Genomic DNA, 13852 nt, shown 5'->3' on the forward strand with positions numbered 1-13852 from the left:
GCGCAGCCATGGACCGTGCCGAGCCTTGCCTCAAGCCAGTCCAGCAGTGACCCGATTACTTGCGCGCGGCTAAGATCATTCCTCATACTACGCGGCCGTAGCGTGACGGATGTCAGTGCACGCGCTTAATTTCTAGAAGTTATAAATGGGCTAGAAACAATTATGCCCAGCTATGTGGCAGTTTGATAGAATCGTCAGTCGAAAAAACGGATCACTGCGGCGGCGGACTGTGGCAACGAGACGGTCGTCCGCCGTTTTTTCATTTGCCATGATCGAACTGCACAATATCTCGCAGCGCTTCCCTGGACCTCGCGGGTGGGTAGAGGCGCTGCACAACGTTACGCTCACGGTGCCGCCGCGCCAAGTGTTCGGCATCATCGGACGCAGCGGCGCGGGCAAGAGTACGCTGGTGCGCACCATCAACCTGCTGACGCGACCCAGCGAGGGCCGCGTGATCGTCGACGGTCGCGACTTGACTGCGTTGCCTGCCGATGGCCTGCGCGCGGCACGGCGTGAAATCGGCATGATCTTCCAGCATTTCAACCTGCTGTCCTCGCGCACAGTCTATGACAACGTCGCGTTACCGCTGGAGTTGGCGGGGAAGCGGCGCATGGAGATCGACAAGGTCGTGTTGCCGTTGCTGGAGTTGGTCGGATTGTCCGCGCAGCGGGACCGGTACCCGGCGCAGATCAGCGGTGGGCAGAAGCAACGTGTTGGTATTGCGCGGGCGTTGGCGAGCCGGCCAAAGGTGTTGCTGTCGGACGAGGCGACGTCGGCGCTGGACCCGGAAACCACACGCTCGATATTGGAACTGCTGCGCCAGATCAATCGGGAGTTGGGGTTGACGATCGTGCTGATCACTCACCAGATGGATGTGATCAAGCAAGTGGCCGATCGCGTCGCGGTACTCGACGCGGGGCGCTTGGTCGAGCAGGGCAACGTGATTGACGTCTTTCTGAAGCCGCACCACGAAGTCACGCGCGCGTTGATCGGCGACGTGATCGCGCAGGAACTGCCGCCTGCGCTCAAGGCTAGGGTCCAGCAGCGGCTGGAGGCGGGGCGCGACCATTTGTTAAGGCTCGCGTTCTCGGGCCGCGGCGTCGAGCAGCCGGTGTTGTCTGAGACGATTCGGCGATATGCGCTCGATTTCAGCATTCTGCATGGCCAGATCGACGAGATCCAAGGTCAGACGTTCGGCTCGCTTGCCGTGCTTGCCAGCGGCGAGCCCGGCAATGTCGGAAAGGCGATAGCTTTTCTGCGCGAGCAAGGTGTCATCGTTGAGGAGCTGAGCTATGTGGAGTGAGATGTTCGACATGTTCGTGCAGTCGTTCTGGGAAACGCTAATCATGGTCGGCATTTCCGGGGTGATCGGCGGCGCGATCGGCCTGCCGCTCGGCGTGCTGCTGCACTTGAGCGAGCGTGGCGGCGTGCTGCAAAACGTGCTCCTCAATCGTGTGCTGGGCATGACGATCAACGCGGTGCGCTCCACGCCCTTTATTATCCTGCTGGTGGCAGTTATTCCGTTCACCCGCCTGGTGGTCGGCTCGTCGATCGGCACCGCCGCCGCCGTTGTGCCGCTGACGATCGCCGCCGCACCGTTCGTTGCGCGCTTGGTCGAGACCGCGCTGCGCGAGGTGGATCGTGGCCTGATAGAAGCCGCACAGGCGATGGGGGCGACTACCTCGCAGGTTGTGTTCAAGGTCCTATTGCCCGAGGCCTGGCCCGGTATCGTCGCGGGCTTGACGTTGACGTTCGTATCGCTGGTTGGCTACTCGGCGATGGCGGGGGCGATCGGCGGTGGAGGCCTGGGCGACCTGGGCATCCGCTATGGCTATCAGCGTTTCCTGCCCGAAGTCATGTTCGCCGTGGTGCTCGTGCTGATCGTCTTCGTGCAGTTGGTGCAGTCCTTTGGCGATTATCTGGTGCGCCGGCTTAGCCACAAATAGCGGTACGGCGCACAAGCGTGGCGGCGCGGCCAGCACGCGCCGCCACGGGGTGAGAAGTCCCATACTGACTTAGAGAAAAGGGAAATCGATGCAACGCCGTTTCATGATCAAGTTGGTTGCGGCACTGGGGAGCGCAGCGCTCTTCATGGGTGCCGCGCGCGCACAAGACCGGATCAAGGTGGGCGTGACCGGCGGCCCGCACGCGCAAATCCTCGAGGTCGTGAAGAAGGTCGCAGCCAGGAGCGGGCTGAATCTTCAGATCGTTGAATTTTCCGACTACGTGCAGCCCAATGCCGCCCTCGCCGCCGGCGACCTCGACGCGAACAGCTACCAGCATCAGCCCTATCTCGACGCGCAGGTCAAGGATCGCGGCTACAAGATCGTCAAGGTCGCCGATACGGTGATGTTCCCGATGGGCATCTACTCGAAAAAGGTCAAGTCGCTGAAGGATTTGCCCAGTGGCGCGCGGATTGCGATGCCGAATGACCCGACCAATGGTGGGCGGGCGCTGCTGTTGTTGCAAAAGCTCGGCACGTTGAAGCTGCGCGCGGACGCGGGGCTGAAGGCCACGCCGCTGGACATCGTCGAGAACCCGAAAAAGGTTAAGCTTATCGAATTGGATGCGGCGCAGATCCCGCGCTCGCTGGCCGATGTCGATGCGGCCGCGATCAATACGAATTTCGCGTTGGAGGCAGGCCTGCAGCCCAGGCGGGATGCGATCGCGCTCGAAGACGCGAATGGTCCATACGCGAACATCCTCGCGGTGCGCCAGGCTGATCGCGACAAGCCATGGGTCGCGAAGCTGGTTGCTGCGTACCATTCGCCGGAAGTCAAACAGTACATTGATAGCCAATACGGCGGTGCCGTAGCGGCCGGGTGGTGATCCCATTGGGGAACGCCCGTCGTTGGCCTACGCGTGTAGCAACGGCGACTACGGCTGCGGCTGGGTCGGGGCTGTGGTTGGGTCAGGGCTGCGGCTGGGTCGGGACTGTGGCTGCCTTGGGGCTGCGGTTGCCGCTGGTGCCGCGGTGAATCCGCACTGGCCTGTTGTGGCTGACATGATCGGGCGTTTGGATTAGAGCTTTGTGTCAGGCTGGCGGCTTCTCGCCGGTCTTTTTTGTTATTAAAATAGAACGACCGTTCTTTAAAAGTGCGGTGATGGGCGCGTGTGAGGCGCATTGCCGCATGGCCCCAATCCTCGGAAAGCCTGATGTGTCGGGATTCGCACGACCGTCCGTCGTTATAATGGCCGTTAATGGATTGCCGTATTCGTAACTTTGGAGCGTGGAATGAAAGTTCTTGTGCCGGTCAAGAGAGTGGTCGACTACAACGTGAAGGTCCGCGTGAAATCGGACGGCACGGGCGTGGATGTGGCGAATGTGAAGATGTCGATGAACCCGTTTGACGAGATCGCGGTGGAAGAGGCGGTGCGGTTGAAGGAAGCGGGCGTGGCCACGGAAGTGATTGCCGTATCGGCGGGGGCGGTGGCGTGCCAGGAGACGCTGCGCACCGCGCTGGCGATCGGCGCGGACCGGGCGATCCTGATTGAAGCCCAAGAGGAGTTGCAGCCGCTGGCGGTTGCCAAGCTGCTCAACGCGCTGGTCGCGCGGGAGCAGCCGCAACTCGTGATCCTTGGTAAGCAGGCGATCGACGACGACTCGAATCAAACCGGGCAAATGCTGGCCGCGCTGGCCGGCTGGCCGCAAGCCACGTTTGCCTCGAAGGTGACGGTCGAAGGCGGCCGCGCCACGGTGGCGCGTGAAGTGGACGGCGGCGCCGAGACGCTGTCATTGACGCTGCCGGCGGTGGTGACCACCGACCTGCGGCTGAACGAGCCGCGCTATGTGACGTTGCCCAACATCATGAAGGCGAAGAAAAAGCCGCTGGAGACCGTGACGCCGCAGGCCCTGAGCGTGGACGTGGCGCCGCGGCTCAAGACGCTGAAGGTGGCCGAGCCGCCCAAACGCAGCGCGGGCGTGAAGGTGCCGGATGTCGCCACGCTGGTCGACAAGCTCAAGGGCGAAGCAAAAGTACTGTAACGGACAACGCGCAAAGAGGCAGACATGGCGATACTGGTCATTGCAGAACACGACAACGCGGCGCTCAAGGCAGCGACGCTAAACACGGTAGCGGCCGCGCAGCAATTGGGCGGCGAAATCCACATACTAGTGGCGGGGCACAATGCACGCGGCGCAGCCGACGCGGCGGCCAGGGTGGCCGGGGTCGCGAAGGTGCTGTTGGCCGATGCGCCGCAGCTCGGCGAAGGATTGGCGGAGAACGTCGAGGCGACGGCGCTGGCGATCGCGCGCGAATATACGCACATCGTGTTGCCGGCGACCGCATACGGCAAGAACGTGGCGCCTCGTCTTGCCGCCAAGCTGGACGTTGCCCAACTGAGCGACATCACGGCCGTGGTGAGCGCGGACACGTTCGAGCGGCCGATCTATGCGGGCAACGCGATCGCAACGGTGCAGTCGGTGGATCCGATCAAGGTCATCACGGTACGGGGCACGGCGTTCGATCCGGTCGCTGCCGACGGCGGCAGCGCGCCGGTGCAGGCGATCGACGCGGCGCCGGCGGCGCCCGGTGTAAGCTTTGTGGGCCGTGAGTTGACTAAGCTGGAGCGCCCGGAATTAACCAGCGCGCAGATCATCGTGTCGGGCGGACGGGGGCTGGGCAGCGGCGAACACTATACGCAGGTGCTCGGGCCGCTGGCCGACAAGCTCGGCGCTGCGCTGGGCGCCTCGCGCGCGGCAGTCGATGCGGGATACGTACCGAACGACTACCAGGTGGGGCAGACCGGCAAGATCGTTGCGCCGCAGCTGTACATTGCGGTAGGGATTTCCGGGGCAATCCAACACGTGGCCGGCATGAAGGACAGCAAGGTCATCGTGGCGATCAACAAGGATCCGGAGGCGCCGATTTTCAGCATCGCCGACTACGGCCTGGTAGGCGATCTGTTCACGCTGGTGCCGGAACTGGTCAACGCGTTATAAGCGGTTGACACGTCGCGTGATGCGCGCGACGGATCTTGGCAGAAAGGGCGTATCGTGCGCCTCTTAGTTGTCTTTGCACTGCCATACGACGAGACGGCACTTCGACTAAGCGGGGCAGCGATGCGTTATGTGCCACCCGTCAATGACAGGTGGCTTGTGATCGATCGATGGCGCCGGCTCTGCACGCTCACGCGCCGGCGTAGGCGGGGCGGCGCGAGCCGGCCCCGTCGGCGAGATAGCGATGCACGGACAGGTCGTCGGCCTGGATCGCGGGTCGCTTGCCGGACATCAGATCGGCGAGCAATTGCCCCGATCCGCACGACATGGTCCAGCCGAGCGTGCCGTGGCCGGTATTGAGGAACAAGTTGGGCACCGGCGTGCGGCCGACGATCGGTGTGCCGTCGGGGGTCATCGGCCGCAAGCCGGTCCAAAAGCTGGCCTGCACCGTGTCGCCGCCCCCCGGGAACAGGTCGTTGACGCACCTCTCGAGCGTGCGGCGGCGCGCTTCGCGCAGCGACGTATCGAAACCGACGACTTCGGCCATGCCGCCAACGCGGATCCGGTCATCGAACCGGGTGATGGCAACCTTGTACGTCTCGTCCAGCACAGTTGATACCGGCGCACGGGCAGCGTCGACGATCGGTGCAGTGATTGAATAGCCTTTGAGCGGATAAACCGGGATCTTGACGATGCCGGCCAGCAGGCGGGTCGAATACGCGCCCAGTGCGACCACGTAGGCGTCGGCGCGCAGCAGCTCGGAACCGCATTGCACGCCAGTGATCCGGCCGCCGGCGATCGCGAGCGAGTCGATTGGCGTGTCGAACCGGAATTGCACGCCCAGCGACATGGCCAATTGCGCTAGTCGCGTCGTGAAAAGCTGGCAATCGCCGGTTTCGTCGTTAGGCAGCCGCAATCCGCCGGTCAACGTGTGCGCGATGCGCTGCAGCGCTGGTTCGGCCTGGCTCAGTTCGGCGCTCGACAACAGTTCATATGGAACGCCTGCGTCCTCGAGTACCGCGATGTCCTTCGCGGCACCGTCCAACTGCGCCTGTGTGCGAAACACCTGCAGCGTGCCGCCTTGGCGCCCTTCATACGCGATGCCGGTCTGCGCGCGCAGCGCTTGCAGGCAGTCGCGGCTGTACTCGGCCAGTCGCACCATCCGGCTCTTATTGGTCGCGTACCGGCTGGCGGTACAGTTCTGCAGCATGTGCCACATCCATTTGAGCTGGAATGTGCTGCCATCAAGTCGAATGGCCAGTGGCGCGTGCTGCTGGAACATCCATTTGAGCGCCTTCAGCGGCACACCCGGCGCTGCCCACGGCGCGGCATAGCCCGGCGAGATCTGGCCAGCGTTGGCGAAGCTGGTCTCCAGGGCGGGGCCCGACTCGCGCTCGAGCACGGTGACTTCATGGCCTGCCCGCGCCAGGTAATAGGCGCTTGCCACGCCAACCACGCCGCTGCCCAGGACGATGACACGCATGCGATGCTCCGATTCGCTTGTATCCCGACTCAGTACTGCAAGTCGGCAGATTGGTAGTAAACGCGCCTATCCTATTGCGAGCTATCCAGGTATTGTTATTGTATTTTTACGATATTTAGTAAAAAATCATGAGAACGCAAAGGCAGCCCGTGCGGGTGCTCGACAAGCTCGACCACAAGATATTGAATCTATTGCAGTCCGATGGACGCATGGCGATGAAGGATCTTGCCGAGCGTGTCGGATTGTCGATTACGCCGTGTATCGAGCGCGTCAGGCGCATGGAGCGCGACGGTGTGATCACCGGCTACTATGCCCGGGTGGATCCGGCTAAGCTTGGCGCCGGCCTGCTCGTCTTCGTCGAGATCACGCTGGATCACAAAAACGGCAACATGTTCGGCCAGTTCCGACGCGAGGTCGAGCGCATTACGCAGGTATTGGAGTGCCACCTGGTCTCCGGCGAGTTCGACTATTTGATCAAGGCGCGCATCGGTGAGATGTCCGACTATCGGAAGTTACTCGGTGACATCCTGCTCCAATTGCCCGGGGCGGTGCAGTCCAAGAGCTATGTCGTGATGGAGGAAATCAAGGAGACGTTGACGGTTGCGGCGGGTGAATGATACTGTATTTTTATACAGTGCTGAGTCGCATGAACCGATGGAATCGCCTGCTGATGACGCGTGTCCAGTGGTGCCGCTGCTGCCACGTAAAGGTCGCGGTGCCATCACGAACCTGCCGGGCCGCTACGAGGTGGATGAGCGGCAACCGATTGACGACGGCTGGCTGCACGTGGCCGCCGATCGCGACGGCGACGGCATCGCACCCTTGAAGACACGCGTGTTCAACGAGCGGGCAAAGCGCATTCTGACGCGCAATGCATCGCCCGATATTCCATTCAGCGTATCGCTGAACCCATACCGAGGCTGCGAGCACGGCTGCATCTATTGCTTCGCGCGGCCCACGCACAGCTACCTCGGGTTGTCGCCCGGCCTGGATTTCGAGAGCCGTATCTACGCGAAAGTCAACGCGCCCGAGTTATTGCACGCCGAACTGGCCAAGCCATCCTATATGCCCGAGCCGATCGCGCTGGGCGTTAGCACGGACGCCTATCAGCCGGTCGAACGGGATCTGCGGATCACCCGTCGCGTGCTCGATGTCTTGGACAGACATCGGCATGCGGTGGCGGCGATCACGAAGTCATCGCTGATCGAACGCGATATCGATCTGCTCGCGCCGATGGCGCACCGTGGTCAGGCGTTGGTCGCGATAACGGTCACCACGTTGGATGCCAACGTCGCGCGCACGCTCGAGCCGCGGGCCGCGACGCCGTTGCGCCGGCTGCGCACGATCCGGGTGCTGGCCGATGCGGGTATTCCGGTAGGAGTGAGCATCGCGCCGGTCATTCCGTTCATCACCGAGCCGGATTTGGAGCGGGTGCTTGACGCTTGCGCGCAGGCGGGGGCGAGCAGCGCGTCTTATATCGTCTTGAGGCTGCCGTGGGAAGTTGCACCGCTGTTCAAGCAATGGCTCGATGTGCATTTCCCTGGCCGGGCCGAGCGCGTGATGAACCGGATTCGCGAGATGCGCGGCGGCAACGACTATGACGCGTCGTTCGGCACGCGGATGAAGGGCCAGGGGGCGTGGGCTGAGCTGCTCAAGCAGCGTTTTGAACGGGCGGCGCGCAAGCTGGGGCTTGCCGGGCGTCAGCACGGGATATTGGACATGTCCGCGTTCGCGCCGCCCGCGGCGCGGACTGCCCGCCGTCACGTCGCCAAGCCCGCGGTCGGTCTTTGCAGCGATGCCCAGATGAGCCTGTTTGACTGATTTGACTGATCGCGGTGCCGTCATGAGTGGCACCGCGATCAACCGATCAACCGATCACGTCGAGGCCCACACGGCTCAACGGTTGAACCGTTGCCTCGAAGTAGGTCTGGAACGCTAGCGCCAGCGCGCCCATCAGCAACATCGCGCCGATGAACAGCGACAGGATCACAACAAACACGACACCCCAGCCGGAATGGCTCCGGCGGTCGCCGTGCGGGTTGAAATGGGCGTCCCACTTATCGTCCGGCCGCAGGCCATAGACGATTGCGGCGAGGAACGCAGCCAGCAGCGAGATGGCACCGGGCACCGATAGCCACCACCCGGCGACTGACGTTCGCTGCGTCGCGACGAGCCATTGCACGCCGACGACGCCGAGCGCCGTCGCGGCAATATGCAAGTACGCTAGCGCGTCGCGTGGGCCATATAGATAGAACCGGTGTGAGCCGAGTGAACCGAGCACGAACGCGGCAAGGGCGGCGCGGGTCTTAGACTTGAACCGGGTTGGCGGGGCCGGCGGCACGCAGCCGTCGGAGCGCAGGCGGGAAGAGGCGGACATGGCGGGCAAGGAAGACGATGACAGGGTCGATATTGTACGTCGCGCCGTCAGTGCTTCGCGTAGGTGACGCGATAGATGGCACTGGCACCGTCGAGCGTTACCTGCGCGACGCGGTGGCCGACCTTGGTGCTGTGGCTCCACGAACCGCGCTTGGCAATGAAGAGAAGATGGTGTGATGATATTGCGGCGGGAGCATCGGTTCATCGTGGCGACCAGTGCATCTCGATTGCGGTCGGGCGCGTAAATGGTTGTACGGTGCGTCGATTGGCACCCGGATCGCGTTCACGGGCAGCGTCGCGGCAAGGCGGCACGCAAGCATGTCGGCCACCAGCGCCGTCACCGACACGGTAAGTATTTGTTGGAGCGCTATTTTCAGGTTATAATCGCGCGTTTCGGCAGATCGAAAACCCGGGTGTTGCTGGTCAATACCCAGGCTATTTAGGTAAGGACACAGCATGGTCATCATCCGCTTGGCTCGTGGCGGCTCGAAGAAGCGCCCGTTCTACAATATCGTTGCAACCGATTCGCGCAATCGCCGCGACGGCCGTTTCATTGAGCGCGTCGGTTTCTACAATCCGGTTGCGACAAAGGGCGAATCGCTGCGCATCGTGCAAGACCGCCTGACGTACTGGCAAGGCGTCGGCGCGCAGCTGTCGCCGACCGTGGCTCGCCTGGTCAAGCAGGCGCAAGCTGCGCAACCGTCCGCGTAACCCGTTGCATGCAGGCCGGCATTTGCCGAGTGCGGTATCGCGGCATCTGCCGGAGTCCTGTGCGCGAGTGGTCAAACGCTGGGGGATGAGCAGATGGCAACCCGTGTATCGTCGCCACCCCGGCCTGTGTCGTTTGGCCATTTTGTGCGTCGTCCAGTGAAGGCGGGCGGCCGTGCGGGCTCGCCCGAGTCCGGCGTCGAGAGCGTGGCGTCGTTGCCGGACGATGCGATCGAGGTCGGTGCGGTCGTCGATGCGTACGGCGTCAAGGGCTGGTTGAAGATCACGCCGCATGCCGGCGTCGGTTCGAGTGGCGGTGCGCTGCTGCGCGCAAGATCCTGGTGGCTCGTCAAGGGCGGCGTGTGCCGTGCGGCGCAGGTCGTGTCGAGCAAGGCGCATAGCGCTACCGTGGTCGCGCAACTTGCCGGGTGCGCGGACCGCGATCAGGCCCTTGCGCTGCGCGGCGCCACGGTGCACGTGCGCCGCGCGGATTTTCCGGCGCTCGAGCGTGACGAGTACTACTGGGTTGATTTGATCGGCTTGGCGGTCGTCAATGAGTCCGGTGACGCGCTGGGCCAGGTCGTGGCCCTGATGGATAACGGCGCGCACTCAATCCTGCGTGTGGAGTACGACGAGGTCGGGCGGGACGGGCGCATCAAGAAGGCGCAGCGGCTGATTCCGTTTGTCGACGCTTACGTGAAAACGGTCGAGCCGTCGGACCGCCGCATCGTGGTCGACTGGGGAATGGACTATTGATGGCGCGCGCGATGCAATTCGATGTCATCACGCTATTCCCGGAAATGTTTGGCGCCCTGACCGACTGGGGGATTACCAGCCGGGCCGCCAAGCAACAGCGTTATACGTTGCGCACGTGGAATCCTCGCGACTTCACGACGGACAACTACCGGACGATCGATGATCGTCCGTACGGTGGTGGTCCAGGCATGGTAATGCTGGCCCGGCCGCTTGCCGACGCGATCGCCGCCGCCCGGAAGGCGCAATATGCGGGTGAGGCCGGGTCACTGCCGCATCGCGCGCGCGTCGTGCTGATGTCGCCGCAAGGCCGGCCGCTGGATCACGCCAAGGTGATCGAGTATGCGGCGCTGCCTGGGTTGATCGTGTTGTGCGGCCGATACGAGGCGATCGACCAGCGGCTGATTGATCGCGAGGTGGACGACGAAGTGAGCCTCGGCGATTTCGTGCTGTCGGGTGGTGAGTTGCCTGCGATGGCACTGATGGACGCGGTGATTCGGCAGTTGCCCGGCGTATTGAACGATGCGCAGTCGGCTGTGCAGGACAGCTTCGTCGATGGGCTGCTCGACTGTCCGCATTACACGCGCCCGGAGGAGTATGACGGCGTGCGGGTGCCGGACGTGCTGCTCGGCGGGCATCATGCACAGATTGAGCAGTGGCGGCGTCGCGAGGCGCTGCGCAATACATGGGTCAAGCGCCCCGATCTGATCGAGCGCGCCCGGCGTAACAAGATGTTGAGCCGTGCCGATGAGGCATGGCTCGCAACCCTCGTGGCATCGGAGCATTGATGGCCGGTGTGCGAGGGCAAGGCGGTGGCCGGAGCCGGCTGCCGGAAGTCAATCCATCCTCTACCGGGACCTCGATCGTGATCGGGGTAAGAAAACGCCGGCAAGATGGTCACAGGAGTCAATCATGAATCTGATTGCAAAACTCGAGCAGGAAGAAATCGAGCGCGTGCTCGCGGGCAAGACCATCCCGGCCTTTGCGCCGGGTGACACGGTCGTCGTCAACGTGAACGTGGTCGAAGGCAATCGTAAGCGTGTTCAAGCGTATGAAGGCGTGGTGATTGCGAAGCGCAATCGTGGCCTGAACTCGTCGTTCATCGTCCGCAAGATTTCGTCGGGCGAAGGCGTCGAGCGGACGTTTCAAACGTACTCGCCACTGATCGCAGGCATTGTCGTGAAGCGCCGTGGCGACGTGCGCCGTGCGAAGCTGTACTACCTGCGCGAGCGTTCGGGCAAGTCCGCTCGGATCAAGGAAAAGCTGTCGTACAACAAGGAACGTGCAGCGTCCAAGGAGTAAGGGCAGCACCGGAAAAAAGCACCCCCGCTGGGGTGCTTTTTTCGTTGGTGGTCCTATTGCACCATGAGCCGGCCGATCTTCAATCCTGAGTTACTGCCTGTCGAGTCGAGCGATACGCGCTTGGCGCCGGTCGCTCCGGGCCGGTTGACGCCGCGCGGCTTGCGTGAGCGGTTCCAGCAGGAACTCACCTGGACTGCGGAGCCGCATGAGGTGCGCTGGACACGCGGCGACCCGCGGCAGGCCGCGGTGCTGGTGCCGTTGGTGGTTCGCGACGACGTCACGGTGTTGTTGACGCAGCGCGGAGACATGCTGACCGACCATGCCGGGCAAGTCAGTTTTCCGGGCGGGCGACACGAGCCGGATGACGCAGACGCGACAGCGACGGCCTTGCGTGAGGCACGGGAAGAAGTTGGCCTGCCGGGGGATCGCGTCGAGGTGTTGGGGACATTGCCCGAATACCTGACCGGCACGGGATTTCGCGTCACGCCGGTCGTCGGCTTGGTCCATCCGCCCTTTTCGACAGTGGCCGACGGCTATGAAGTGGCAGAGATTTTCGAGGTGCCGCTCGCCTTTCTAATGGATCCGTCCCATCATCAAGTACGCGTTTTTCGTTCGGAAAATGCCGAGTACCGTTTTTTTGCGATGCCGTACCCACGATTGGACGGCCGCGGTGACTATTTCATCTGGGGCGCCACCGCAGGTATGCTGCGCAACCTGTATCGGTTCCTAGCCGCTTAGCAGCGCGCGTCCCGTCGCGCGCCGCACGGCTGTATCGTATCGTGGCCAGCGTTGTCCATCTGCTGTCTATCGTGTCTACGTAACAAGTTCCAGATCAATGAGCGCCGAGCCAAGGCACTGTGCTATCTTTACGCCATCTTTATCGGTACGCTTGTACCAAACCGTATTACGGCGCTGCGCATGACCTTTTTTTCCGTATTGCTGGCTCTGATCATTGAACAGTTGCGGGCGCTGTCGCCGCACAATCCCGTGTCGATGCTGCTTCACTATCACGCGGCCAGTGCGGGGCAAGCGTTCGATGCCGGCAAGCGCAAGCACGGATTGCTTGCGTGGCTTTCCGTCGCTGTTCCATGGACCTTGGCGGTCGCGCTGATCTACTACCTGTTGTATCGGATCAGTTTTGTACTGGCGTTTCTCTGGAATGTGGTGATCGTCTATTTGACGCTCGGCTTCCGACAATTCAGCCATTATTTCACCGACATTCATCTCGCACTGAACAACGATGACGTGCCGCGCGCGCGTGAAATCCTCGCGCAGTGGACGGGCCTGGACACGGTGGACATGCCGGTTAGCGAGATCGTGCGCCATACGCTGATTCGCGCGGTGATCGCGTCGCACCGGCATGTGTTTGGCGTGTTCTTCTGGTTCGTCGTGCCGCTCGGACCGGCCGGTGCCGTCCTCTATCGGGTGGCTGAGCATTTGGCGCGGACCTGGAACGATACGGTATCGGACCGCACGCCAGCATTCGCCGCGTTTGCGCGGCAGGCGTTCTTTTTCATCGACTGGATGCCGGCGCGGCTGACCGCCATGGGTTTCGCGATCGTGGGCAACTTCGAGGACGCGATTTACGCTTGGCGCAATACCGCGCAGCAGTGGCCGGATCCAAACGAGGGCGTGTTGCTGTCCGCCGGCAGCGGCGCACTAGGGGCACGGCTGGCTGGCCCGCTAGCTGAGCCGTCCAGCGTCGACGCGTTGTCCTCCACCGATGGCAGCCCGGTGCCGGTGGGCGAGGATTGCACGCCGCGGACATTGCAATCGGCGGTGGGCCTCGTCTGGCGCGCCGTCATCCTGTGGATGCTATTGTTGCTGATGCTGACCGTGGCGGTGTGGGTCGGCTAGGCTAGTAGCACTAGCCGCATCGTGACGCACCCGCGCTGCATCAACCGTCGCGTAGATCGCGAGGGGTGCCGCACTGCCAGCACAGCGTGAATTGTGCTTCAAGCGTTTCGCCACAGCGTGGGCAGCGCCATTGCGGCTGTCGAACACCGGCATTGTTCGTCACCGCGAGCAGAATGTGTCGCGCAAGCGGCGCATCGCGCTCATCGACGAGCCATAGCTCCGGCGCGCATTGATCGGCCGGAATCTCGCCGAGCGCCCCGTGCAGATATCGATTGTGCATTTCACAGCGGATGCCTGCGGTCGACAGCACATTGATCCAGTGCTGTGCGATCACCACATTAGGCGCTTTCGTCAGGATGACCATTCAAATCTCCTGCGGCAGTCAACGTGGCATGGCGCGGGCGCGCTGGCATCTACCGGCTCGACCACGGTAT

At 62.8% G+C, this 13852-nt stretch carries 17 protein-coding genes; 14 read left to right on the top strand and 3 right to left on the bottom strand.

Translation table 11 applies throughout. The annotated features are described in order from the left end of the window. Positions 1–268 precede the first annotated feature (268 nt). From KPG66_RS02945 to KPG66_RS02965, 5 genes are all read left to right on the top strand, one after another. A complete protein-coding gene (locus KPG66_RS02945; RefSeq protein ID WP_041753135.1) occupies positions 269–1303 on the top strand; it encodes a methionine ABC transporter ATP-binding protein in 1035 nt (344 codons plus the stop codon). Further along, the gene (locus KPG66_RS02950; protein WP_237069964.1) at positions 1293–1946 is read left to right on the top strand and encodes a methionine ABC transporter permease; all 654 of its coding nucleotides are present in this window, start codon (positions 1293–1295) and stop codon (positions 1944–1946) included. Before KPG66_RS02945 ends, KPG66_RS02950 begins: the two co-directional genes overlap by 11 nt. An 88-nt stretch (positions 1947–2034) precedes the next feature. Next, on the top strand, positions 2035–2829 hold the full coding sequence (locus KPG66_RS02955) for a MetQ/NlpA family ABC transporter substrate-binding protein (protein ID WP_013434480.1): 795 nt from the start codon (positions 2035–2037) through the stop codon (positions 2827–2829). A gap of 406 nt (positions 2830–3235) precedes the next feature. Further along, a complete protein-coding gene (locus KPG66_RS02960; RefSeq protein ID WP_041753137.1) occupies positions 3236–3985 on the top strand; it encodes an electron transfer flavoprotein subunit beta/FixA family protein in 750 nt (249 codons plus the stop codon). Between the two features lie 24 nt (positions 3986–4009). Then, a complete protein-coding gene (locus KPG66_RS02965) occupies positions 4010–4942 on the top strand; it encodes an electron transfer flavoprotein subunit alpha/FixB family protein (protein WP_013434482.1) in 933 nt (310 codons plus the stop codon). A 187-nt stretch (positions 4943–5129) separates the two neighbouring features. On the opposite strand, the gene KPG66_RS02970 is transcribed toward KPG66_RS02965, so the two are convergent. Continuing rightward, positions 5130–6422, bottom strand: a complete 1293-nt coding sequence (locus tag KPG66_RS02970) for a D-amino acid dehydrogenase (RefSeq protein WP_041753138.1) — start codon at positions 6420–6422, stop codon at positions 5130–5132. 128 nt (positions 6423–6550) lie between these two features. Here KPG66_RS02970 and KPG66_RS02975 point away from each other — a divergent pair, with 128 nt between their 5' ends. Next, entirely contained in the window at positions 6551–7039 is a 489-nt protein-coding gene (locus KPG66_RS02975; RefSeq protein WP_237069965.1) for a winged helix-turn-helix transcriptional regulator, read from the top strand. A 37-nt stretch (positions 7040–7076) separates the two neighbouring features. Further along, entirely contained in the window at positions 7077–8243 is a 1167-nt protein-coding gene (locus KPG66_RS02980; RefSeq protein WP_041753139.1) for a PA0069 family radical SAM protein, read from the top strand. Positions 8244–8289: 46 nt separating this feature from the next. Here KPG66_RS02980 and KPG66_RS02985 read toward each other — a convergent pair whose 3' ends face one another. After that, a complete protein-coding gene (locus tag KPG66_RS02985) occupies positions 8290–8799 on the bottom strand; it encodes an NINE protein (RefSeq protein ID WP_237069966.1) in 510 nt (169 codons plus the stop codon). A gap of 17 nt (positions 8800–8816) precedes the next feature. On the opposite strand from KPG66_RS02985, the gene KPG66_RS02990 reads away from it, so the two are divergent. The 7 genes from KPG66_RS02990 (at position 8817) to KPG66_RS03020 (ending at position 13418) form a co-directional block, all read left to right on the top strand. Further along, a complete protein-coding gene (locus tag KPG66_RS02990; protein ID WP_237069967.1) occupies positions 8817–8975 on the top strand; it encodes a hypothetical protein in 159 nt (52 codons plus the stop codon). A 279-nt stretch (positions 8976–9254) separates the two neighbouring features. After that, positions 9255–9509: a 30S ribosomal protein S16 gene (gene rpsP, locus KPG66_RS02995; RefSeq protein ID WP_013434489.1), complete on the top strand. Its 255-nt coding sequence runs from the start codon at positions 9255–9257 to the stop codon at positions 9507–9509. A 93-nt stretch (positions 9510–9602) separates the two neighbouring features. Then, positions 9603–10262, top strand: a complete 660-nt coding sequence (gene rimM, locus KPG66_RS03000; protein WP_237069968.1) for a ribosome maturation factor RimM — start codon at positions 9603–9605, stop codon at positions 10260–10262. A gap of 11 nt (positions 10263–10273) precedes the next feature. Further along, on the top strand, positions 10274–11047 hold the full coding sequence (gene trmD, locus KPG66_RS03005) for a tRNA (guanosine(37)-N1)-methyltransferase TrmD (protein WP_041754088.1): 774 nt from the start codon (positions 10274–10276) through the stop codon (positions 11045–11047). Positions 11048–11171: 124 nt separating this feature from the next. Beyond that, entirely contained in the window at positions 11172–11561 is a 390-nt protein-coding gene (rplS, locus tag KPG66_RS03010) for a 50S ribosomal protein L19 (protein WP_041753143.1), read from the top strand. Positions 11562–11624: 63 nt separating this feature from the next. Further along, entirely contained in the window at positions 11625–12299 is a 675-nt protein-coding gene (locus KPG66_RS03015) for a CoA pyrophosphatase (RefSeq protein WP_013434493.1), read from the top strand. 180 nt (positions 12300–12479) lie between these two features. Next, the gene (locus KPG66_RS03020) at positions 12480–13418 is read left to right on the top strand and encodes a CobD/CbiB family protein (RefSeq protein WP_041753145.1); all 939 of its coding nucleotides are present in this window, start codon (positions 12480–12482) and stop codon (positions 13416–13418) included. 40 nt (positions 13419–13458) lie between these two features. Here KPG66_RS03020 and KPG66_RS03025 read toward each other — a convergent pair whose 3' ends face one another. Continuing rightward, positions 13459–13782 carry a putative signal transducing protein gene (locus KPG66_RS03025; protein WP_013434495.1) on the bottom strand — a complete coding sequence of 108 codons (324 nt, stop codon included), beginning with the start codon at positions 13780–13782 and terminating at the stop codon, positions 13459–13461. Between the last annotated feature and the right edge of the window lie 70 nt (positions 13783–13852).

It is taken from the genome of Mycetohabitans sp. B2, assembly GCF_021733735.1.
In the GTDB taxonomy this organism is placed as follows: domain Bacteria; phylum Pseudomonadota; class Gammaproteobacteria; order Burkholderiales; family Burkholderiaceae; genus Mycetohabitans; species Mycetohabitans rhizoxinica.

Coding starts and splice junctions, on each gene's coding strand:
- KPG66_RS02945 (WP_041753135.1), top strand. CDS start 269: ATGATCGAACTGCACAATATCTCGCAGCGCTTCCCTGGACCTCGCGGG.
- KPG66_RS02950 (WP_237069964.1), top strand. CDS start 1,293: ATGTGGAGTGAGATGTTCGACATGTTCGTGCAGTCGTTCTGGGAAACG.
- KPG66_RS02960 (WP_041753137.1), top strand. CDS start 3,236: ATGAAAGTTCTTGTGCCGGTCAAGAGAGTGGTCGACTACAACGTGAAG.
- KPG66_RS03020 (WP_041753145.1), top strand. CDS start 12,480: ATGACCTTTTTTTCCGTATTGCTGGCTCTGATCATTGAACAGTTGCGG.
- rpsP (WP_013434489.1), top strand. CDS start 9,255: ATGGTCATCATCCGCTTGGCTCGTGGCGGCTCGAAGAAGCGCCCGTTC.
- KPG66_RS02955 (WP_013434480.1), top strand. CDS start 2,035: ATGCAACGCCGTTTCATGATCAAGTTGGTTGCGGCACTGGGGAGCGCA.
- KPG66_RS02970 (WP_041753138.1), bottom strand. CDS start 6,422: ATGCGTGTCATCGTCCTGGGCAGCGGCGTGGTTGGCGTGGCAAGCGCC.
- KPG66_RS02975 (WP_237069965.1), top strand. CDS start 6,551: ATGAGAACGCAAAGGCAGCCCGTGCGGGTGCTCGACAAGCTCGACCAC.
- KPG66_RS02965 (WP_013434482.1), top strand. CDS start 4,010: ATGGCGATACTGGTCATTGCAGAACACGACAACGCGGCGCTCAAGGCA.
- KPG66_RS03025 (WP_013434495.1), bottom strand. CDS start 13,782: ATGGTCATCCTGACGAAAGCGCCTAATGTGGTGATCGCACAGCACTGG.
- KPG66_RS02985 (WP_237069966.1), bottom strand. CDS start 8,799: ATGTCCGCCTCTTCCCGCCTGCGCTCCGACGGCTGCGTGCCGCCGGCC.
- KPG66_RS03015 (WP_013434493.1), top strand. CDS start 11,625: ATGAGCCGGCCGATCTTCAATCCTGAGTTACTGCCTGTCGAGTCGAGC.
- KPG66_RS02990 (WP_237069967.1), top strand. CDS start 8,817: ATGACAGGGTCGATATTGTACGTCGCGCCGTCAGTGCTTCGCGTAGGT.
- KPG66_RS02980 (WP_041753139.1), top strand. CDS start 7,077: ATGGAATCGCCTGCTGATGACGCGTGTCCAGTGGTGCCGCTGCTGCCA.
- trmD (WP_041754088.1), top strand. CDS start 10,274: ATGCAATTCGATGTCATCACGCTATTCCCGGAAATGTTTGGCGCCCTG.
- rimM (WP_237069968.1), top strand. CDS start 9,603: ATGGCAACCCGTGTATCGTCGCCACCCCGGCCTGTGTCGTTTGGCCAT.
- rplS (WP_041753143.1), top strand. CDS start 11,172: ATGAATCTGATTGCAAAACTCGAGCAGGAAGAAATCGAGCGCGTGCTC.